Source organism: Allobosea sp. GW821-FHT09G06 (assembly GCF_059416005.1).
Genome location: NZ_JBWKOI010000004.1, coordinates 112,293 through 131,636, shown reverse-complemented (window position 1 = coordinate 131,636; position 19,344 = coordinate 112,293). Strand labels below are relative to the sequence as shown.

Annotated in this window: 21 protein-coding genes; 7 read left to right on the top strand and 14 right to left on the bottom strand. The window is 66.7% G+C overall.

The annotated features are described in order from the left end of the window. Positions 1–13 precede the first annotated feature (13 nt). From AC07NY_RS19860 to clpS, 5 genes are all read right to left on the bottom strand, one after another. Positions 14–268, bottom strand: a complete 255-nt coding sequence (locus AC07NY_RS19860; RefSeq protein WP_494585242.1) for a hypothetical protein — start codon at positions 266–268, stop codon at positions 14–16. Positions 269–382: 114 nt separating this feature from the next. Then, positions 383–721: a YciI family protein gene (locus AC07NY_RS19855; RefSeq protein ID WP_494585241.1), complete on the bottom strand. Its 339-nt coding sequence runs from the start codon at positions 719–721 to the stop codon at positions 383–385. A 195-nt stretch (positions 722–916) separates the two neighbouring features. Beyond that, positions 917–1,213, bottom strand: a complete 297-nt coding sequence (locus AC07NY_RS19850; RefSeq protein WP_492286492.1) for a hypothetical protein — start codon at positions 1,211–1,213, stop codon at positions 917–919. 7 nt (positions 1,214–1,220) lie between these two features. After that, positions 1,221–3,746 carry an ATP-dependent Clp protease ATP-binding subunit ClpA gene (clpA, locus tag AC07NY_RS19845; RefSeq protein WP_494585240.1) on the bottom strand — a complete coding sequence of 842 codons (2,526 nt, stop codon included), beginning with the start codon at positions 3,744–3,746 and terminating at the stop codon, positions 1,221–1,223. 46 nt (positions 3,747–3,792) lie between these two features. Next, complete coding sequence (gene clpS / locus AC07NY_RS19840) at positions 3,793–4,158, bottom strand: ATP-dependent Clp protease adapter ClpS (RefSeq protein WP_492286620.1); 366 nt, start codon at positions 4,156–4,158, stop codon at positions 3,793–3,795. A 265-nt stretch (positions 4,159–4,423) separates the two neighbouring features. On the opposite strand from clpS, the gene kdsA reads away from it, so the two are divergent. Then, entirely contained in the window at positions 4,424–5,296 is an 873-nt protein-coding gene (kdsA, locus tag AC07NY_RS19835) for a 3-deoxy-8-phosphooctulonate synthase (protein WP_494585239.1), read from the top strand. Beyond that, positions 5,289–6,485 carry an MFS transporter gene (locus tag AC07NY_RS19830; RefSeq protein ID WP_494585238.1) on the top strand — a complete coding sequence of 399 codons (1,197 nt, stop codon included), beginning with the start codon at positions 5,289–5,291 and terminating at the stop codon, positions 6,483–6,485. Before kdsA ends, AC07NY_RS19830 begins: the two co-directional genes overlap by 8 nt. Before the next feature lie 116 nt (positions 6,486–6,601). Here AC07NY_RS19830 and queF read toward each other — a convergent pair whose 3' ends face one another. After that, positions 6,602–7,057: a preQ(1) synthase gene (queF, locus tag AC07NY_RS19825; protein ID WP_293808740.1), complete on the bottom strand. Its 456-nt coding sequence runs from the start codon at positions 7,055–7,057 to the stop codon at positions 6,602–6,604. 292 nt (positions 7,058–7,349) lie between these two features. On the opposite strand from queF, the gene AC07NY_RS19820 reads away from it, so the two are divergent. Then, complete coding sequence (locus AC07NY_RS19820; RefSeq protein WP_494585237.1) at positions 7,350–7,673, top strand: hypothetical protein; 324 nt, start codon at positions 7,350–7,352, stop codon at positions 7,671–7,673. A gap of 201 nt (positions 7,674–7,874) precedes the next feature. Continuing rightward, the gene (gene eno, locus AC07NY_RS19815; protein WP_494585236.1) at positions 7,875–9,158 is read left to right on the top strand and encodes a phosphopyruvate hydratase; all 1,284 of its coding nucleotides are present in this window, start codon (positions 7,875–7,877) and stop codon (positions 9,156–9,158) included. Positions 9,159–9,182: 24 nt separating this feature from the next. Here the strand turns inward: eno and AC07NY_RS19810 are convergent, their stop codons facing one another. Continuing rightward, a complete protein-coding gene (locus AC07NY_RS19810) occupies positions 9,183–9,812 on the bottom strand; it encodes a hypothetical protein (RefSeq protein ID WP_494585235.1) in 630 nt (209 codons plus the stop codon). 171 nt (positions 9,813–9,983) lie between these two features. Here AC07NY_RS19810 and AC07NY_RS19805 point away from each other — a divergent pair, with 171 nt between their 5' ends. Beyond that, complete coding sequence (locus AC07NY_RS19805; protein ID WP_494585234.1) at positions 9,984–10,955, top strand: DMT family transporter; 972 nt, start codon at positions 9,984–9,986, stop codon at positions 10,953–10,955. Here the strand turns inward: AC07NY_RS19805 and AC07NY_RS19800 are convergent. From AC07NY_RS19800 to AC07NY_RS19790, 3 genes are all read right to left on the bottom strand, one after another. Next, complete coding sequence (locus tag AC07NY_RS19800) at positions 10,887–11,672, bottom strand: hypothetical protein (RefSeq protein WP_494585233.1); 786 nt, start codon at positions 11,670–11,672, stop codon at positions 10,887–10,889. The two genes, AC07NY_RS19805 and AC07NY_RS19800, sit on opposite strands and share 69 nt — an antisense overlap. After that, positions 11,669–12,832: a tRNA guanosine(34) transglycosylase Tgt gene (gene tgt / locus AC07NY_RS19795; protein WP_494585232.1), complete on the bottom strand. Its 1,164-nt coding sequence runs from the start codon at positions 12,830–12,832 to the stop codon at positions 11,669–11,671. Before tgt ends, AC07NY_RS19800 begins: the two co-directional genes overlap by 4 nt. Positions 12,833–12,914: 82 nt before the next feature. Then, positions 12,915–13,271, bottom strand: coding sequence for an ArsC family reductase (locus AC07NY_RS19790; RefSeq protein WP_494585231.1), 357 nt, complete (start codon positions 13,269–13,271; stop codon positions 12,915–12,917). A 121-nt stretch (positions 13,272–13,392) separates the two neighbouring features. Here AC07NY_RS19790 and AC07NY_RS19785 point away from each other — a divergent pair, with 121 nt between their 5' ends. Continuing rightward, positions 13,393–13,962, top strand: a complete 570-nt coding sequence (locus AC07NY_RS19785; RefSeq protein ID WP_494585230.1) for a phosphoribosyltransferase family protein — start codon at positions 13,393–13,395, stop codon at positions 13,960–13,962. A 34-nt stretch (positions 13,963–13,996) separates the two neighbouring features. On the opposite strand, the gene AC07NY_RS19780 is transcribed toward AC07NY_RS19785, so the two are convergent. Next, positions 13,997–14,704 (bottom strand): glutathione S-transferase N-terminal domain-containing protein, encoded by a 708-nt coding sequence (locus AC07NY_RS19780; protein ID WP_494585229.1) that lies wholly within the window; start codon positions 14,702–14,704, stop codon positions 13,997–13,999. 118 nt (positions 14,705–14,822) lie between these two features. Continuing rightward, positions 14,823–15,407, bottom strand: coding sequence for a 2'-5' RNA ligase family protein (locus AC07NY_RS19775; RefSeq protein ID WP_494585228.1), 585 nt, complete (start codon positions 15,405–15,407; stop codon positions 14,823–14,825). 203 nt (positions 15,408–15,610) lie between these two features. Here AC07NY_RS19775 and AC07NY_RS19770 point away from each other — a divergent pair, with 203 nt between their 5' ends. Beyond that, on the top strand, positions 15,611–16,990 hold the full coding sequence (locus AC07NY_RS19770) for a M20/M25/M40 family metallo-hydrolase (protein WP_494585227.1): 1,380 nt from the start codon (positions 15,611–15,613) through the stop codon (positions 16,988–16,990). A 263-nt stretch (positions 16,991–17,253) separates the two neighbouring features. On the opposite strand, the gene AC07NY_RS19765 is transcribed toward AC07NY_RS19770, so the two are convergent. Both AC07NY_RS19765 and AC07NY_RS19760 read right to left on the bottom strand, forming a co-directional pair. Next, positions 17,254–18,036 (bottom strand): enoyl-CoA hydratase/isomerase family protein, encoded by a 783-nt coding sequence (locus AC07NY_RS19765; RefSeq protein WP_494585225.1) that lies wholly within the window; start codon positions 18,034–18,036, stop codon positions 17,254–17,256. An 11-nt stretch (positions 18,037–18,047) separates the two neighbouring features. Next, positions 18,048–19,241: a CaiB/BaiF CoA transferase family protein gene (locus tag AC07NY_RS19760; RefSeq protein WP_494585224.1), complete on the bottom strand. Its 1,194-nt coding sequence runs from the start codon at positions 19,239–19,241 to the stop codon at positions 18,048–18,050. Positions 19,242–19,344 lie beyond the last annotated feature (103 nt).

Sequence of the window (19,344 nt, the reverse complement as noted above, 5' to 3'; positions counted from 1 at the left end):
CGCGGCCGGCGGCCTACTGGCGCGGGACGCAGGCGCCCAGTCGCAGCATGGTACCGGCCGGACAGGCATGCGCGCCGGTGGGCTGCGAGATCGGCCGGACGGATTCGCAGCAGGCGCCGCGAACGACATAGCCGCTCGGGCAGCCGCCGGACATTTCCATCCGGTCCTTGCCATCCCGCGTCGGGCGGCACGAACCAGACGCAAGCGCGGCATTGGCGGCACCCAGGGCGATCGCGACCAGCGCGGTAGCGAGAGCGAATCTGATCATAGGCGGTAACCTACGACGGCGGCGGGGCGCCGGCCACTCGTCTCGGCTTGCGATGGCCTGCTTGTCGAGCGGCTACCAGCGAGCGGCATTTCCGCCAGCAACGCACCCGTGATTCTAGCTGGCCGGATCGTACATGAACTCGCGGAGTTCCTGCGAGCAACGGCAAGCGCGCGCGAGCTTCGCGGCCCACTTCACAGCCTCCTCGCGCGTCGGCAGCTCCAGCACGGCGAAGCCGCCATTGAGGCGGCTGCCCGGATAGATCTCCTCGGACACCGATCCATCGGCAGCGACGAGCACGGGGGCGACCGGCTCGTTGATCCCGCCGCCGAAAACATAGATGCCGGCCGCCTTGGCCTCCTCGATCACGGCGTGGGAATCGACGGAGGCAGCGGCCAGCTGCTCGCCCGTGACCACCATCGCCTCGCTTGGAAAGGAGATCAGGTATTTCGTCATGCCGCGATGATGCGCAGCCGTTCCGATGGAAACAAGCGCAGTCGGTGGCTCAGCCGTTCGCCAATCGCGCCTTCTCGCACGATCCTGACAAGGGTTGGCAGTTGTCGCGCCAGCAAAGGCGCTGGGCCGCTACGGAGAAGGAGTGGCTGCTGGTGAAGAGCTGAGAGCGCCTGAACAGCGTCCGCGGCGGCAGTCTCAGCCCTTGCCACCCTTCATCGCGAGCGCGATCAGCTCATTGGCGAAATCGACCAGTTCCTTCGGGATGCCGCCGACAGCCTGCACGCCGAGATAAATCAGATAGATGAAGGCCGGCACCAGGATCCAGCCCAACACCTCCTCGAAGATCTTGCGGCGGCGGCGGCGCCGGTCTCGCTTCTCGAACCAGCCGAGCTTTTCCTTCTTCGGGCGCGCCGGCGCAGCGGGCGCCACCGGCGCCTCCTGAAGCACCTCGCCGCTATCGGCGGCGAGGCTCGCGGTCTTTCGCTTGAACAACACGTTCTCAGGCCTTCGTCAGCGGAACCTTCGGCACGGTGCGGACGCCCTTGGCCGAGGCCTTCGGCGCGCCACCCGTCCCATCCGGAGTTCCGCCACCTTTAGGCGCTCGCCGCGGCGGAGTCTTGGCCGTTTTGCCGGCAGCCGCAGCTTTCGCGCGCGGCTTCGGCTCCCGCTTGGCGGTCGCGGCCTCGACATCCTTCTCCGGCTTGGGCTTGGCCGGCCCGTCCGGGAATTCGAGGCCGAGCACCTTGATGCCGGTCTCGGACTGAACGACGACGACCTTGACCGCGCCCCCGTTCTTCAGGCGCCCGAACAGCACCTCGTCGGCGAGCGGCGTCTTGATCGTCTGCTGGATCAGCCGCGCCATCGGCCGGGCACCCATCGCCTCGTCATAGCCGTTCTCGACCAGCCATTCGCGCGCCTCGTCCGAGAGCTCGATCGTGACGTTGCGATCGGCGAGCTGCGCTTCGAGCTGGAGCACGAACTTGTCGACGACACGAGCGACCACCGTCTTCGGCAGATGGCCGAAGGAGATGACCGAATCGAGCCGGTTGCGGAATTCCGGCGCGAACAGCTTGTTGATCGCCTCGGTGTCGTCGCCCTCGCGCTTGGTGCGGGTGAAGCCATAGGCGTTGCGGGCCATGTCGGCGGCGCCGGCATTGGTGGTCATGATCAGGATGACGTTCCTGAAATCGACCTGCTTGCCGTTATTGTCGGTCAGCTTGCCGTGGTCCATCACCTGCAGGAGGATGTTGAACAGGTCGGGATGGGCCTTCTCGATCTCGTCGAGCAGCAGCACGCTATGCGGATGCTGGTCGATCTGGTCGGTCAGCAGGCCGCCCTGGTCGAAGCCGACATAGCCGGGAGGCGCGCCGATCAATCGCGAGACGGTGTGGCGCTCCATATATTCGGACATGTCGAAGCGGATCAGCTCGACCCCGAGCGAGGAGGCGAGCTGGCGCGCGACCTCGGTCTTGCCGACGCCGGTCGGGCCCGCAAAGAGATAGCAGCCGATCGGCTTCTCGCCGTCGCGCAGGCCCGCGCGGGCGAGCTTGATCGAGGAGGACAAAGCCTCGATCGCCTTCTCCTGCCCGTAGACCGTGCGCTTGAGCGTCGTCTCGAGATTGCGCAGCACCTCGGCATCGTCCTTGGAGACGGTCTTGGCCGGGATGCGCGCCATGGTCGCGATCGCCGCCTCGATCTCCTTCACGCCGATCGTCTTCTTGCGCTTCGACTCGGTCACCAGCATCTGCGAGGCGCCGGTCTCGTCGATCACGTCGATCGCCTTGTCCGGCAGCTTGCGGTCATGGATGTAGCGCGCCGAAAGCTCCACCGCCGCCTTGATGGCGTCGTTGGTGTAGCGCAGCTTGTGGAACTCCTCGAAATAGGGCTTCAGCCCCTTCAGGATCTCGATCGTATCCGGCACCGACGGCTCGTTGACGTCGATCTTCTGGAAGCGGCGCACCAGCGCCCGGTCCTTCTCGAAATACTGGCGGTATTCCTTGTAGGTGGTCGAGCCGATGCAGCGCAGCGAGCCCGAGGCCAGCGCCGGCTTCAGCAGGTTCGAGGCGTCCATCGCGCCGCCCGAGGTCGCACCGGCACCGATCACCGTGTGGATCTCGTCGATGAACATGATCGCCTTCGGGTGCTGCTCGATCTCCTTCATCACCTGCTTGAGGCGTTCCTCGAAATCGCCGCGATAGCGCGTGCCGGCGAGCAGCGTGCCCATGTCGAGCGAGAAGACGGTCGCGTCCTCCAGCACCTCGGGCACCTCGCCGCGCGTGATCTTGAGGGCGAGGCCCTCAGCGATCGCGGTCTTGCCGACGCCGGGGTCGCCGACCAGCAGCGGATTGTTCTTCTGGCGGCGGCACAGGATCTGGATCGTGCGCTGCACCTCGGCCTCGCGGCCGATCAGCGGATCGATGCGCCCGTCCCTCGCCTTGCGGTTGAGGTTGACGCAGTAAGCGTCGAGCGCGCTTTCCTTTTTCTTCTTGTCCTTGTCCTCGGCCTGGCCCTGTTCGGAGCGCTGCTCGCGCTGCGGCTCACCCTCCTCCTCGGAGCCGCGCACGGGCCGGCTTTCGCTCGCGCCGGGGCGCTTGGCGATGCCGTGGCTGATATAGTTGACCGCGTCGTAGCGGGTCATGTCCTGCTCCTGCAGGAAGTACGCGGCGTGGCTCTCGCGCTCGGCGAACATCGCGACGAGCACATTGGCGCCGGTCACCTCCTCGCGGCCCGAGGACTGGACATGGATAACCGCCCGCTGGATGACGCGCTGGAAGCCGGCGGTCGGCTTGGAATCGTCACGTCCGTCGGTGACGAGATTGGTCAGCTCCGCGTCGATATAGTCGACGAGATTGCGCCTGAGCAGGTCGAGATCGACGCTGCAGGCGCGCATCACCGCGGCCGCATCCTGGTCATCGACCAGCGCAAGCAGCAGGTGCTCAAGGGTGGCGTATTCGTGACGGCGCTCATTGGCGAGGGCCAGAGCCCGGTGAAGCGCCTGTTCGAGGCTGCGCGAGAAACTCGGCAAGGGGCGCGCTCCTATCTGATTTCCAAAAGAACTCGATGACCCAAGGCTACTTTTTCTCCATCACGCATTGCAGCGGATGCATGTGCTTGCGCGCCAGATCCATGACGAGCGTAACCTTGGTCTCGGCGACTTCGTAGGTAAAGACGCCGCATTCGCCGACGCCGTTCTGATGCACATGCATCATGATCTGCGTGGCCTCGGAGCGGTCCTTGTTGAAGAACCGCTCCAGAACGTGAACGACGAACTCCATCGGGGTGTAGTCGTCGTTGAGCAGCAGGACGCGATAGAGATTGGGCTTGCGCGTCCGCGTCCGGGTGAGGACGGCGGTGCCGCTGCCCTCGCGCCCGTTGCCTTCGCGCCCGCCGCCATCGTTCGGCGGCTGGCCGCGCTTGGGACGATCGGCCATGATCAGCCCATCGCCGGCCCGCGCCGGACGCCCTGCCTGCCTTGCCTTGTCCTGGCCTGACTGCATCATTTCCGTCCGCGCCGTATCCACATCCGATCCTGCATCGCCAATCGAGATAGTGCTTCGCTTGCGAATTTACAGACCTCGCTCCCGCTTCGCCAGCCCGTTCGCAAGCGAGCCCCATCTATAAGCTCACCGCAGGGCTGCCCTGACTTGACCCGGCCGTACCGGCGGACTTAAGCCCGGCAGCCCGCTGGACAAGGACGCCGCCATGACTCCCAACGCCATCGTGACCATCGGCGAGAATCTCGCCCGCCCCGTGCGCTTCGGCAATGCGCTGCCGTTCGCCCTGATCGCCGGCCCCTGCCAGATGGAAAGCCGCAACCACGCGCTCGAATGCGCGCTGGCGCTCAAGCAAATTGCGGAGGAGCTGAATATCGGCCTCGTCTTCAAGGCTTCCTTCGACAAGGCCAACCGCACCAGCGTCAAGGGCGCCCGCGGCATCGGCATGAAGGCGGCCCTGCCCGTCTATGCCGAGATTCGCGAGCGCACCGGCCTGCCGGTCCTGACCGACGTGCACGAGGTCGACCAATGCGCGCCCGTGGCGGAAATCGTCGACATCCTCCAGATTCCGGCCTTCCTCTGCCGCCAGACCGACCTGCTCGTCGCCGCCGCGAAGACCGGCCGCGTCGTCAACGTCAAGAAGGGCCAGTTCCTCGCGCCCTGGGACATGGTCAATGTCGCCGCCAAGGTGACCGAGAGCGGCAACCCGAACGTGATGCTGACCGAGCGCGGCGCCTCCTTCGGCTACAACACGCTGGTCTCCGACATGCGTGCCCTGCCGACCATGGCCGAGATCGGCGCGCCCGTGATCTTCGACGCCACCCATTCGGTGCAACAGCCCGGCGGCAAGGGCGCCTCGACCGGCGGCCAGCGCGAATACGTGCCGGTGCTGTCGCGCGCGGCGGTCGCCGTCGGCGTCGCCGGCCTCTTCATCGAGACCCATCCCGATCCCGACAAGGCGCCCTCGGACGGCCCCAACATGGTGCCGCTTTCCGAGTTCAAGGGCCTGATCGCCGAATTGCAGGGCTTCGACCGCCTCGCCAAATCGCGGACGGCCCCGGCGGCGCTCGCCTATGTCTGAACCCGCCAAGGCTCCCGGCGACAATCTGGGGGCCCTGATCCCGGTCCTCGGGCTCTGCGGTTTCGCCTCGACCTTCACCATGCGGCTGATCGATCCGCTGGTGCCAACGCTCGCCGGCGAGTTCGGCCAGAGCGTCCATCAGATCGCCTTCCTGGTGACCGCCTTCGCCAGTTGCTACGCGCTGGGCCAGCCCTTCCTCGGCCCGATCGCCGACTCGGTCGGCAAGCTGCGCAGCATCGCCACCTGCCTCGCGGCTTTGTGCGTTCTCTCGATCCTTGCCGCCTTCGCGACGGATTTCTGGATGCTGCTCGTGCTGCGCGCGCTCGGCGGCGTCATGGCCGGCGGCATCATCCCGGCCGCGATGGCCGCGATCGGCGACCGCGCCCCGATGGCCGAGCGGCAAATCATGCTCGGCCGCTTCCTCGTCATCATGATCATCGGCCAGATGGCGGGCGCGACCTTCTCAGGCCTCGTCGCCGACCATATCGGCTGGCGCGCCGTGCTGGTCATTGCCGGGCTTCTCGCGGCGGGCGGCGCCCTGCTGGTGCGGCTCGTGCTCAAGCCCCGGCCGGACGCCGCACGGCCTCCCTTAAGCCTTGCCGGCGCGATCACGAGCTACAAGGCCGTCTTCGCCAACCCGCGCAGCAAGCTGCTCTATCTGCTCGTCATGATCGAAGGCGCCTTCGTTTTCGGATTGCAGCCCTTCATCGCCGCGATCCTGCACGAGCGCTCCGGCGTCGGCGCCTCCGAGGCCGGGCTCGCCATCGGTGCGATGGGGCTCGGCGGCCTGGTCTATGGCCTCCTCACCCGCATCCTCGTCGAGCGCGTCGGCCCGCGCCAGATGATGCGCTATGGCGGGCTCGCCGTGGCGCTGAGCTATTTCGCCTTCATCATTCCAGGCCCGTGGTGGAGCGCGATCGGCATCTTCCTGGTGACCGGCTTCGGTTTCTTCCTGATGCACGGCACTTTCCAGGCCCAGGCGACGGAACTGGCGCCGACGGCACGCGGCTCGGCCATGGCGCTGTTCGCCTGCTTCTTCTTCATGGGCCATGCGACCGGACCGCTGATCATGGGCGCGCTCTTGCATCTGCTCGGCCCGCAGCTGGCGCTGGTCGTCTTCGGCATCACCATCGGCACGCTGGGTATCGTGACCCCGCGCGTGCTCCCTCCATTGGGCACGCGAACCTGAGGCGCAGGCCGCAGGTCGAAGGCGTCATTCTCGGGGCTTGACCCGAGAATCTCGATCGGGAGATGCCCGGGTCAAGCCCGGGCATGACGCAGAACGTCAAGCGAGAACGATAAGACTCACCGCCCGCGATAGGGCGCGACGCCCTGGTCCGGCAGCCAGAGGCCCTTCGGCGGCTCGCCCGTCTGCCAGAACACGTCGATCGGAATGCCGCCGCGCGGATACCAGTAGCCGCCGATGCGGAACCATTCCGGCTCCAGCAGATCGACCAGCGTCTTGCCGATCGAGACGGTGCAATCTTCGTGGAAGGCGCCGTGATTGCGGAACGAGCCGAGATAGAGCTTCAGCGACTTCGACTCGACCAGCCATTGCCCCGGCAGGTAGTCGATCACGAGGATGCCGAAATCGGGCTGGCCGGTGACCGGGCAGATCGAGGTGAATTCCGGGCAGGTGAAACGGGCGAGATAGTTCGTGCCGGCATGCGGATTGGGCACGCGGTCGAGCCGCGCCTCCTCCGGCGAGGCGGGCAAGGCGCTGCTCTGGCCGAGCTGCAAGGTCGAGGCGTCGATGGTCATGGGATGCTCCTGCATTTGGGCGGGGTTCTAGAGCATCTCCGGCCGGTCTGGGAACTGCCACCGGCGCCGCGCCGCTTGAGCTGGCGGAAAGAGGCAGGCCCGGCGCACCGCAAGCCGGAACAAACGGCCTCCAATCAAATATAAAACAACAACTTGAGACAACACTAAAACTTTAAGCAATTAACTTCGGTAGTTTTCTTAAATATTTCTCGATCTTCCACACGCTTGTTTGCGTGATCGAGCGGTACGCTCTACTTCGATTTCGCGAAATCGGAAGTGTAGACCGAACTATATGATCATTGCCGGCATATTATTCCTGATCGGCCTTTTGATCGGCCTGTCCCATGGCTATCCGGCAATCATTCTTGCCAGCGCCGCGGTCACGCTCGTCGTCTTTCCGGCGTGGATTTTCCGCGGCGAGTTCGGCCTCTTCGTCGTCCTCGTCTGGATCGGCTATCTCTTCGCGCTGCAGGCCGGTTTCATGCTCGGCAGCTATCTCGGCCTGCCCGACGAGCCGGAAGACCTACCAGAACCAGACCGGCCGCCCCGCGACGAGGCAAAGCCCCGCCCACCACAGGACGGTGAGGCCGGACCAGAACAGGACAGAGGTGAGTGAAGGCCGGCGGCGGTTAGGCATGGTCTGGAACATGATCGTTTCCCGATGGGACGAAGCGTGTGGATGCCCGGACAATCCGCAAGCCCCGCGCCATCGAACCGCTGCCGTACCGTCGCGAACCGCCGATTGAGGCTTTCCCCGCGGCAGGCTCTTGGCTAGAAGCGCCCTATCCATCCCGCCCCGCCTCTTCCGGAGCCTGCCATGACCGCGATCATCGACATCATCGGACGCCAGATCCTCGATTCCCGCGGCAACCCGACGGTCGAGGTCGATGTCGTGCTGGAAGACGGCTCGATGGGCCGCGCCGCCGTTCCCTCCGGCGCCTCGACCGGCGCGCATGAGGCGGTGGAGCTGCGCGACGGCGACAAGTCGCGCTATCTCGGCAAGGGCGTGCTCAAGGCGGTCGAGGCGGTGAACGTAGCCATCGCCGAAGCGATCGTCGCCATGGACGCCGAGGACCAGACCGCGATCGACCAGACCATGATCGAGCTCGATGGTACCCCCAACAAGTCGAAGCTCGGCGCCAACGCCATTCTCGGCGTCTCGCTCGCCGTCGCCAAGGCCGCAGCCGAGGCGTCGGGCCTGCCGCTCTACCGCTATGTCGGCGGCACCTCGGCCCGCGTTCTGCCCGTGCCGATGATGAACATCGTCAATGGCGGCGCCCATGCCGACAACCCGATCGACTTCCAGGAATTCATGGTCATGCCGATCGGCGCGACCTCCTTCGCCGAAGGCCTGCGCATGGGCGCGGAGATCTTCCACACCCTGAAGAAGAAGCTGCACGACGCCGGCCACAACACCAATGTCGGCGACGAGGGCGGCTTCGCCCCGAACATCAAGTCGGCCGAGGCCGCGCTCGACTTCGTCATGCAGGCGATCGAGACCGCTGGCTACAAGCCGGGTGAGGACGTCGCGCTGGCGCTCGACTGCGCCGCGACCGAATTCTTCAAGGACGGCGCTTACGTCTACGAGGGCGAGCGCAAGACGCGCGATCCGAAGGCCCAGGCCAAATATCTCGCCAAGCTCGTCGGCAACTACCCGATCGTCTCGATCGAGGACGGCATGGCCGAGGATGACTGGGAGGGCTGGAAGGCGCTGACCGATCTCGTCGGCTCGAAGTGCCAGCTCGTCGGCGACGATCTCTTCGTCACCAACGTCACCCGCCTGTCGCAGGGTATCAAGACCAAGACGGCGAACTCGATCCTGGTCAAGGTCAACCAGATCGGCTCGCTGACCGAGACGCTCGCCGCCGTCGAGATGGCGCAGCGCGCCGGCTATACCGCCGTGATGTCGCATCGCTCGGGCGAGACCGAGGATTCGACCATCGCCGACCTCGCCGTCGCGACGAATTGCGGGCAGATCAAGACCGGCTCTCTCGCCCGCTCGGACCGGACCGCGAAGTACAACCAGCTCCTGCGCATCGAGGAAGAGCTGGGCGCGCAGGCCGTCTATGCCGGCCGCAACGCGCTGAAGGCTCTGGCCTGATCGAAAGCCTTCAAGCTGCCGCGCTCACCAGCGCGGCAGCAGGCCGTTCGCCTGCGTCAGGGTCCATGATCCTGCCGCCTGCACGCTCCCGGCCGCGCCGGATACGACATCGACGACCTTCATCGCCGGCGCCACAACGTACTGCCGCAGGGATGAATCGCCGGCCTCGCCGCCCGATGCTTCCGCCCGGTCCACGGTGACCATCGCCACTGGCGGCAAGATCACAAGCGGCGCTCCCGGCCCCTGCCCCTTCTTCTCGGACAGCGCCACCAGACGGCGCGGCGGCAGCGCGGCGGCGCTGGCTGCAGCCGGCGCCTTCGCTTGAGCAATAATTGCCCGCGGCGAGGTCCAGTCACCCGGCTCGGGCCAGACGAGCGCCATCGGCATCACCAGCGCGGCTGGCGTCAGCAGACGCTCCTCCGAGAAACCGTCCTCGCTCCCTGATGCAAACTCCGCCAGCCGATCCGTGAGCTTGCCGTCGCGCAGCAAGGTCAAGCTCGGCGCCTTGGCGCGATCGGGCGCCGCATCGGACATGAGCGTCGGCACCATCACGAGCAGCGCTGTCGCCGTGGCGACGCCCAGCGTGAGCAGGAGATCGCTCCCCAATCGCGCCACCATCATGGTCGGCACGGGAAAATCAGAATCTGTCGGCATCGGTTGCGCTCCGCATTGCTGCGCCCCTTGCATGTTGCGATGCAAGGAAGCCGGTGCGTCTGGGCGCCAGCGGGGCCGAAACGGGGCGCAAATACGGTCTGCCGCCGCACGCGCGGACGCCATGCGTACTGCCCCGTAACGGCTCGGACGATGCGGCGTTAGAGAAGGGAGATGGATCAGATCACCCCCGCCGCCATGCTCGACACGGATGCGAGGGTGCGCCGCCGCAAGCGCCTCGCGGCCTTGGGCATGCTGCTGGCCGTGCTGATCTACGGCTCCAACTTCGTCATCAGCCGCCATGCCGTCCTGAACGGGCTGACCCAGCATGACCTGATGGCGCTGCGCTTCGCCACCGCCGGCCTGCTGCTATTGCCGATCTTCCTGCGGCGAGGCCTGGCCTCCTGCGGCGGCGTCGGCTGGAAGCGCGGCCTCTGGCTGACGCTGAGCAGCGGCTTCCCGATGACCTATCTGATGCTGACCGGCCTGACGATGGCGCCCGCCGCCCATGGCGCCACGATCGGACCAGGTACGGTGACGCTGATCGGCATCATCGGCTCGGTCGTGATGTTCGGCGCCGCCCTGACCGGGCGATTGATGATCGGCGTCGCGGGCGTGCTCGCCGGCCTGATCTGCCTCGGCATCGCCGGCAGCGCCGGCGCGAACGCCATGACGCTGCGCGGCGATCTCTGCTTCCTCGGCGTCGGCCTGCTCTGGGGCTTCTACCCCCTGATGATCCAGCGCTGGCAGATCGACGGCCTGAAGGCGACGGCGATCGTCTCGGTCCTGTCGCTGGTCTATCTGCCGATCTATTTCCTGTTCTATTTCCGCGGCTTCGACGTCGCGCCCTGGTGGGTGCTGGCGCTGCACGGCTTCAATCAGGGCGTGCTCAACGTCATCGTCGGGCTCTGGGTCTGGGGCTGGGCCGCCCATGTGCTGGGGCCGTCCGTGGTCGGGCGCTTTCCGCCGCTGATCCCGGTCACCGGCACGCTGCTCGCGATCCCCGCTTTGGGCGAGATTCCGTCCTCGCTTCAGCTCGTCGGCATCGTGCTGATCATCGGCGGCCTGTTCGTGGCGTCATGGCGCCGCCCGGCGCGCCAGCCCGAGCAGGATCAGGTTCCACAGAACCGCGATGGCGAGGCCTAGCCCCAGCGCCGTCCATGAGCCCCAGGGCACGGCGGCGAGATGCACCGCCGCCAGCCCCAGGCCGGCGCCGAGCAGGCCAAGCGCACTGCTGCCGATGACGGCCGCCGCGGCCGGGCCGCCGGCCCGCAGGTGCAGGATGATGATCAGGCTCGACAGGATGATCGGCAGGCCGGCGAGGATGCCGGACCATTGCGGCCCGACGCGCTCGCTGAGGCCGGTCACGATGCCGACCAGCGCCGCGACGCAGGCGGCGCGGATCGGAATGGCATAGCGCGAGATTCCGGCCGGGGGCTTGGCGCGCACCTTGAGATAGGGCCGCACGAGCACATGCACGACCGACAGGGCGAGCACCGTCAGCACCGTGAGCGGCACGACCGACAGGGCCATGCTGCGCAAAAGCAGCAGGAGCACCGTCCAGATCGCCAACGCCCCTCCGAGGGAGACGACCACCTCATGGCGCTGTGCGAGCAGGACATAGCTCAGCACGAAGCTGGCATGGGTCGCGTTGGCGTTCATCGTGCCGAGCGCGGCGCCCGCGATGAAGTCAGGGCCATGGTCGAGCGCGAGGAAGACGAGGACAGGCCCGAGCGAGATCGGCAGGGTCGCGATCATCGCCGCCATCAATGGCCCGGCCCGCTCGGCCAGCATCGAGCAGCTCACGACCACCGAGGCCGCGAGCGCCATCTTGAGAGGCAGCAGGGCGAGGCCCGTGCTCAAGCCGGCTCGCCCCTTTCCCAGCCTTCGCGGGTCTCGGCGATGAAATCCTCGAGCCGCCCGGCGGCGATCGCGGCGCGCAGGCCCGCCATCAGGTCCTGGTAATAGGCGAGGTTCACCCAGGTCAGCAGCATCTTGCCGAGCATCTCCTCGGCCTTGACGAGATGGTGCAGATAGGCACGCGACCAGCTATTGGCGGCCGGACAGGAGGACTGCGCATCGACCGGGCGCGGGTCCTCGGCGTGCTTGGCGTTCTTGAGGTTCATCCGGCCGAAGCGCGTGAAGATCTGGCCGTGGCGGCCGGCGCGCGTCGGCATCACGCAATCGAACATGTCGATGCCGCGCGCCACCGATTTCACGATGTCGTCGGGCGTGCCGACGCCCATCAGGTAACGCGGCTTCTCCTGCGGCAGATGCGGCTCGACCGTCTCTATCATCGCCAGCATGACGTCCTGCGGCTCGCCGACGGCCAGCCCACCGACCGCATAACCCTTGAGGTCCATGGCGGCGAGTTCGCGCGCACTCTCGACGCGCAGATGCGGCACGTCCCCGCCCTGCACGATGCCGAACAGCGCCCGCCCCGGATGGTCGCCGAACGCCACCTTGCAGCGCTCGGCCCAGCGCAGCGACAGCCGCATGGCCTTTTCCGCGACCTTCTCCTCGCAGGGCAGCGCGACGCATTCGTCGAGTTGCATGACGATGTCGGAGCCGAGGAGGTTCTGTATCTCGACCGAGCGCTCGGGCGTCAGCACATGCTTCGAGCCATCGATATGCGAGCGGAAGGTCACGCCCTCCTCGGTCAGCTTGCGGAGATTGGCGAGCGACATCACCTGGAACCCGCCGGAATCGGTCAGGATCGGGTGGGGCCAGTTCATGAACTTGTGCAGGCCGCCGAGCTTTGCGACGCGCTCGGCGCCCGGCCGCAGCATCAGGTGATAGGTGTTGCCGAGCACGACATCGGCGCCGAGCGCCCTCACCTGCTCGGGATACATGCCTTTCACGGTCGCGGCGGTGCCGACCGGCATGAAGGCCGGCGTGCGGATGACGCCGCGCGGCATGCTGATCGCACCGGTTCGCGCGGCGCCGTCACGGGCGGCGACCTTGAAGGTGAATTCGGGTGTGGCAGCGATCTCGGGCTGCGTGGCTTGGGGCTGTGCGGTCATGGCCTGCGAGGTAGAACAGCGCGCCGGTTTAGGGAAGAGACCCGCGCGCCGGATGGCCGTTCCGCCCCGTCATGCGCGGGCTTCAGCCCTTCGCGACCGCCGCCTCGTAGATATCCGGCTTGAAGCCGACGATCGTCTTGCCTTTGCCGAGGTCAAGCACCGGCCGCTTGATCATCGAGGGCTGCGCCAGCATCAGCGCGATCGCCTTCCCGGCATCGAGCCCCTGCTTCTCCTCGTCAGGCAGTGCGCGGAAGGTCGTGCCGGCGCGATTCAGCACCGTCTCCCAGCCGTGCTCCTTGACCCAGCGCTCAAGCGAGGCCTTGTCGATCCCGCTGGCCTTGTAGTCGTGGAAGGCGACCGCGACGCCGTGGCCGTCGAGCCAGACGCGCGCCTTCTTCATCGTGTCGCAATTCTTGATGCCGTAGATCGTGATCGTCATGCCGTCGTCCGAACCCCGTGAAGCTGCTCGGCATCCGCTGCCCGGCTGTCATCACGGTCTGCCGGGCGGCAGACAGGCATGACAGGGCGGGCGGCAGCGCCGGATACAGGCAGGGATTAGCATGGATACCGCTTCAGCCTCCGAGCCAAAAATGCCGGATAGCCCGGCTTTTCCCCATCGGCGCTGGAAGAACCATCCCGTCCCCGGCGTCGACTTTCCCGATGCCACGACCTTCACCAGCGATCCCCGCTGGATGCGGACGGCTTGCGACGCTCTCTCGGCCGGTCTCGACAAGGAGATCGACCTCCTCGCCGGCATCGATATCGGCGGCTTGGGCTTCGCCGGCGCGCTGGCGCTGCGCAACGGCCTCGGCTTCATCGATATCCGCAAGGTCGGCTCGATCCGCGCCGATGTCGTCCGCAGCCTCGCGGCCAATTACGAGCTCGGCAATGGCATCGCGCTGTCGAAAGGCCAGGCACTGGAAGGGCGCGAGGTCGCGATCATCGACGATTGCCTGATGACCGGCGGCACCGCGCTGGCGACGGCGCAACTGCTCCGCCGGCTGGGCGCACGCTGCACGCATGCGCTCTTCGTCTTCGAGCTCGAAGGCCTCGGCGGCCGCGAGCGGCTGGCGCAGGGCGGCATCGCCGTGCACACCCTGCAGAAGCTGCCTCCGGCCCAACCCGAATAGTCCCTCGGGGCTGGACCAGAGCAGTGGCCGGCGCTCAGGCCGGGCGCTTCGGGCTGTCGAGGCCGCGCTGCACGGCCGGACGCGACAGGCAGCGCTCCAGCCAGATCGGCACATGGGTCAGCTTCGCGTAGTCGACGAGCCCGCCCGCGTCGTAGAAGCCGACGAGGTTGCGCACCCAGCCGAGGATCGCGATATCGGCGATGCTGTAGTCGTCGCCCATGATCCAGCTGTGGCTGGCGAGCCGGCTCTCCAGCACGCCGAGCAGGCGCTTGCTCTCGCTGGCATAGCGGTCGCGCGGACGCTTGTCCTCGTATTCGCGGCCGGCGAACTTATGGAAGAAGCCGAGCTGGCCGAACATCGGGCCGATCGCCGCCATCTGGAAGAACACCCACTGGATGGTCTCGTAGCGGGCGGCAGGGTCCTTCGGCAGGAGCTTGCCGGTCTTCTCGGCGAGATAGAGCAGGATCGCGCCGGATTCCCACAGGCCGAACGGCTTTCCGTCAGGACCGTTGGGATCGATGATCGCCGGGATCTTGCCGTTGGGGTTCAGCGATAGGAATTCCGGCCCCCAGGTCTCGTTCTTGCCGATATCGATGAGATGCGGCTCGTAGGGCAGCTCCAGCTCCTCCAGCGCGATCGAGACCTTCACGCCGTTCGGCGTCGGCAGCGAATAGAGCTGGATGCGGTCGGGATGCGCTGCGGGCCAGCGCTTGGTGATCGAAAAGGCAGAGAGATCGGCCATGAAAGGCTCCGTCTGAATCGGATGAGGCTTCGGCCGGGAACGATAGAGCCGGCCGCGCCCAAAGCAACGGCGCGGGAGCCCGATTGCCGCAAACCGGCCTTGCACGGCTGCATGGAGGTCAGCCGAGCGGCCAGGAGCCCAGAATCTGATAGGGCCTGCGGTCGATGCTTTCGATCAGCACGAATTCACGCACCTGCCAGCGCAGCTCCGGCAGATCGATCGGCTCCCGACGACTCCGGTCGTAGAAGAGCGTTACATGCGGCTGGAAGCTCGACCCGTCGACCTTGAGTCCAGTGCGCCGCAACGCGTCGAGGAGTGTGCCGGACAAGCCGTTGGCCCCCGGCAAGTCCTCTCGGGTCATCAGCGAGAATGCGTAATTCGGCGCCGCTCCGAAGCTTGCGACCTGATCGAACATGACGGCAAAAGACGTCTTTCGGATCGCGCCGGCGACCGTGCGCGCCATCGCAATGTTCTGCCCGAACGGGCCATCAGGGGCAGCGATGCCTCGCAAGGTCACATGATATTTGTCCGCCCCGCGCAGCTCGCCCGAGGCGCGAAGCCGCACGCTCAACTCACCTGCCAATTGGTGGATCCGCAGCCGCGCTTCCGCATCCGGAAGGAGCGCGAAGAAATAGCGGGCCGGGCGGCCACCCTCTCGCGGCCGAAACTCTCGCCCACCGCCAAGGTCGAGAACGAGCTGCATCAAGCGATTTTAGAACAAAACAAGAACAATACAAGCCGCAAACTGCCCAGCGAAAATCGCAAGGCAGCCAGTCGCCGCAACAGCCCTGACCGCGCTTGAGCACCGCAGAACCCGCGTCTAGGTTGCCTTCGGTGGCCGCACGGCCGCCGCTTGCGCCCCCCGCTCGGCGGGCGGCACGGATTCCTCTCCTGTCAGGCATGGCTATGGCTTCCTCAGACGCACTCGCCGCGGTCTTCGACCATATCGAGACCAACCGCAGCGCCTTCCTCGACCGCCTCATCGCGTATCTGCGCCATCCCAGCATCAGCGCCGAGAACATCGGCATCGCCGAGGTCGGCGTCCTGCTCGTCGACCTGCTGACCGAGATCGGCCTCGAAACCAGCCTGATTCCGACCGAAGGTCATCCGGTCGTCGTCGCGCGCTGGGAGAAGGCGCCGGGCAAGCCGACCGTCCTGCTCTACGGCCATTACGACGTCCAGCCGCCGGACCCGCTCGACAAATGGGTTTCGCCCCCGTTCGAGCCGACGATCCGCGACGGCCGGCTCTATGCGCGCGGCGTCGGCGACAACAAGGGCCAGCATTTCGCCCAGATCCTCGCGATCGAATCCCATCTCAAGGTCCATGGCGAATTGCCTTGCAACGTGATCCTGGTCCTTGAGGGCGAGGAGGAGATCGGCAGCCCGAACATCGCCGGTTTCGTCCGCGCCAACCCGCATCTGCTCAAGGCCGATCTCGCCGTCACCGCCGACGGCCCGCGCCATGCCAGCGGCGCGCCGACCATCAAGTTCGGCTCGCGCGGCGTCGTCTCCTTCGACCTGCGCTGCCGCCATGCCAGCCGCGACGTCCATTCCGGCAATTTCGGCGGCGTCGTGCCGAACCCGATCTGGACGCTGGTCCATCTGCTCGCGACGATGAAGAACCCCGAAGGCGAGATCACCATCGAGGGCCTGCATGACGACATCGAGCCGCCGACGGCGGAGGAGCTGGAGGCGGTCGAGCGCCTGCCGCTCGACATCGAGGCCTTCAAGAAGGGCGTTGGCCTCACCCGCCTCGATGCGCCTGCGAACCGGCCCTTCTACGAGCGCCTCTGCTTCCGGCCGACGCTGACCATCAACGGCTTCCATGGCGGCTATGGCGGGCCGGGCACCAAGACCGTGCTGCCGAACGAGGCGCTGGTGAAATGCGACATCCGCCTCGTCGAGGCGCAGGACCCGGAGGACATCCTGCGCAAGGTCCGGGCTCACGTCGAAAAGCACGCGCCGGAGGTCGAGTTCATCGCCGAGGAGAAGGGCATGCAGCCCTCCAAGACCTCGATCGCCTCGCCCTATACCGCGCCGCTGCGCCGCGCCTTCGTGGCGGCTCAGGGCGAGGAGCCGCTATTGATCCCGGCCGGGTTCGGCAGCCTGCCGAACTACGTCTTCACCAAGATTTTGGGCATCCCCGCCTTCGTGACGCCTTATGCCAATCACGACGAGGCCAACCACGCCCCCAATGAGAACATGACGCTGGACTGCTTCTACAGCGGCCTGCGCACGGGCGCGGCCCTGCTGCACGAACTCGGGCAATTGGGGAAGGCGGACTGAGCGACCCTCGCCGTCATGGTCGGGCTCGTCCCGACCATCCACGTCTTCAGTCATGCAATGGAGTGTTCATGACGTGGATGCTCGCCACAAGGGCGAGCATGACGCTCAAAACACAAACGCGGGTCATCCCGGACAAGCCGCGAAGCGGCGCCGATCCGGGATCCATGCCGGAACCTTCATCGGGAGCGCTCCGGAATGGATCCCGGGTCTCCGGTTCGCTCCGCCCGGGATGACGGCGTGGTTCCGATGAAAATCTGGAGGAGCTACCTGCCCTTCCAGTTCGGCGTCCGCTTCCCAAGAAACGCCTCCATCCCCTCGCGGAAATCGGCGCTGGTGTAGCAGAGCGTCACGAGATCGTGGCCGTCGATGCCCGCAGCGGTCGCAGTCGTCAGGCGGCGCATCGCTTCCTTGGTCGCACGCATGGTCAGGGGCGCATGGCCGGCGATGGTCTGTGCCAGTTCGCCGGCTCGCCGCATCAGCGCCTCATGATCCGGCACCAGCTCGTTATAGAGGCCGATCCGCGCGCCCTCCTCCGCCTCGACCAGCCGGGCGGTGAAGACGATGTCCTTGACCCGCGCCGGGCCGAGAATGGCGTAGAGCCGCCCGTAATTCTCCATCGACAGGCAATTGCCGAGCGTCCGCGCGATCGGGAAGCCGAAGCGCGCACTCGTGGTCGCGATGCGCAGGTCGCAGGCGAGCCCGATCGCCGCGCCGCCGCCGGTGAAGGCGCCGGAGATCGCAGCCAGCGTCGGCACCGGGCAGCTCTCGATCGTGCCGATCACGGTCTCGATCCGCTCCTCATAGGCCAGCGCATCCTCGGCGCTGGAGAAGGCGCGGAACTGGGCGATGTCGGTGCCCGCCGCGAAGGCCTTGTCGCCCGCCCCGGTCATGACGATGACGCGCGGATCGCCATGCGCCGCCGGGGCGCGGCAGATTTCGGCGATGCGCTCATACATGGCGAAGGTCAGCGCGTTGCGCGCCTGGGGCCGGTTGAGCGTGATCATGCCGACCCCGCCCTCGACCGCATACAGGATTTCGTCGTTCACGCGGGTCTCCGTCAGATCACGCCGTCGGCCCGCAAGCGCGCGAGCCCGGCTTCGTCATAGCCGAGATCGGCCAGGATCTCGTCATTATGCGCGCCGGCCGCAGGCGTCGGCGTCGCGACATCGGCGGGCGTGCGCGACAGCGTCACCGGCTGGCCGATCAGGCGGATATCGCCGAGCTCGGGATGGCTCACCGGCTTGGCGATGCCGAGATGGCGCACCTGCGGGTCCTCGAACATCTCGTCGACCGCATAGATCGGCCCGGCCGGTACGCTGTTGTTCTCCATCGCCTCCAGCCAGTCGGCACTGTCCGCTGCCGCGAAGATTTCCTCGATCAGCTCGCGCAATTCCGGCCGGCGGGCGAAGCGCTTCTCCGTGCTGTCATAGCGCGCATCGGTGCCCCAGTCCGGCCGCCCGATCGCGCGGCAGAAGGAGCGCCACTGCTCCTCGCCACCGACGCCGAGATTGATCGCGCCGTCGCGCGTCCGGTAGACGCCCATCGGCGTCTGGTAGGGATGGTCGTTGCCGGATTGCGGCGGCACCGAGCCCTCGACGAGATAGCGCGCGGCCTGGAAATCCATCATCGCGATCTGCGCTTCGAGCAGCGAGGTCTGCACCCACTGCCCCCGCCCCGAGACCGCCCGCTCCTGCAGCGCGACCAGCGCGCCGACCGCGCCATAGAGCCCGGCCGAGGAATCGGCGAGCGCGATTCCAGCCCGCACCGGTCCCTGCCCCGGCAAGCCGGTCACCGACATCATCCCGCCCATGCCTTGCGCGATCTGGTCGAAGCCGGCGCGCGTCCGGTACGGGCCGGACTGGCCGAAGCCGGAGATCGAAACGAGGATCAGACGCGGATTGCGCGCATGCAGCGTCTCGAAATCGAGCCCGAGCCGCTCCTTTACGTCCGGCCGGAAATTCTCGACGACGAGATCGGCCTCGTCGACGAGCTTCATCAGGATCGCCTTGCCCTCGGGCGTCTTGAGGTTGAGCGCCAGCGAGCGCTTGTTGCGATGCAGGTTCTGCATGTCGTAGCCGAGGCGCGGGCCGCTCATGTTCTCGTTAGGATCGAGCCCCGGCGGGCTCTCGACCTTGATCACATCGGCCCCGAAATCGGCGAAAACGCGCACGCAGGTCGGCCCGGCCCGCACCCGCGTCAGGTCCAGCACCTTGAGCCCGGCAAGCGCGGTGGACGGTCTCGGCTGCGGCATCTCTGTTCGCTCCCTCTCAGAGCGAACTATCCGGTACGGTACGCGGCGCGGTCAATGGCAGCGCGCATGCTGCATGCAGGAACGAGGCGCATGACGAACCCCT

Bases quoted from the DNA above. Each gene is read 5' to 3' on its own strand.
- AC07NY_RS19860 (WP_494585242.1), bottom strand. From the start codon at position 268: ATGATCAGATTCGCTCTCGCTACCGCGCTGGTCGCGATCGCCCTGGGT.
- AC07NY_RS19855 (WP_494585241.1), bottom strand. From the start codon at position 721: ATGACGAAATACCTGATCTCCTTTCCAAGCGAGGCGATGGTGGTCACG.
- kdsA (WP_494585239.1), top strand. From the start codon at position 4,424: ATGACTCCCAACGCCATCGTGACCATCGGCGAGAATCTCGCCCGCCCC.
- AC07NY_RS19830 (WP_494585238.1), top strand. From the start codon at position 5,289: ATGTCTGAACCCGCCAAGGCTCCCGGCGACAATCTGGGGGCCCTGATC.
- queF (WP_293808740.1), bottom strand. From the start codon at position 7,057: ATGACCATCGACGCCTCGACCTTGCAGCTCGGCCAGAGCAGCGCCTTG.
- AC07NY_RS19820 (WP_494585237.1), top strand. From the start codon at position 7,350: ATGATCATTGCCGGCATATTATTCCTGATCGGCCTTTTGATCGGCCTG.
- eno (WP_494585236.1), top strand. From the start codon at position 7,875: ATGACCGCGATCATCGACATCATCGGACGCCAGATCCTCGATTCCCGC.
- AC07NY_RS19810 (WP_494585235.1), bottom strand. From the start codon at position 9,812: ATGCCGACAGATTCTGATTTTCCCGTGCCGACCATGATGGTGGCGCGA.
- AC07NY_RS19805 (WP_494585234.1), top strand. From the start codon at position 9,984: ATGGATCAGATCACCCCCGCCGCCATGCTCGACACGGATGCGAGGGTG.
- tgt (WP_494585232.1), bottom strand. From the start codon at position 12,832: ATGACCGCACAGCCCCAAGCCACGCAGCCCGAGATCGCTGCCACACCC.
- AC07NY_RS19790 (WP_494585231.1), bottom strand. From the start codon at position 13,271: ATGACGATCACGATCTACGGCATCAAGAATTGCGACACGATGAAGAAG.
- AC07NY_RS19785 (WP_494585230.1), top strand. From the start codon at position 13,393: ATGGATACCGCTTCAGCCTCCGAGCCAAAAATGCCGGATAGCCCGGCT.
- AC07NY_RS19780 (WP_494585229.1), bottom strand. From the start codon at position 14,704: ATGGCCGATCTCTCTGCCTTTTCGATCACCAAGCGCTGGCCCGCAGCG.
- AC07NY_RS19775 (WP_494585228.1), bottom strand. From the start codon at position 15,407: ATGCAGCTCGTTCTCGACCTTGGCGGTGGGCGAGAGTTTCGGCCGCGA.
- AC07NY_RS19770 (WP_494585227.1), top strand. From the start codon at position 15,611: ATGGCTTCCTCAGACGCACTCGCCGCGGTCTTCGACCATATCGAGACC.
- AC07NY_RS19760 (WP_494585224.1), bottom strand. From the start codon at position 19,241: ATGCCGCAGCCGAGACCGTCCACCGCGCTTGCCGGGCTCAAGGTGCTG.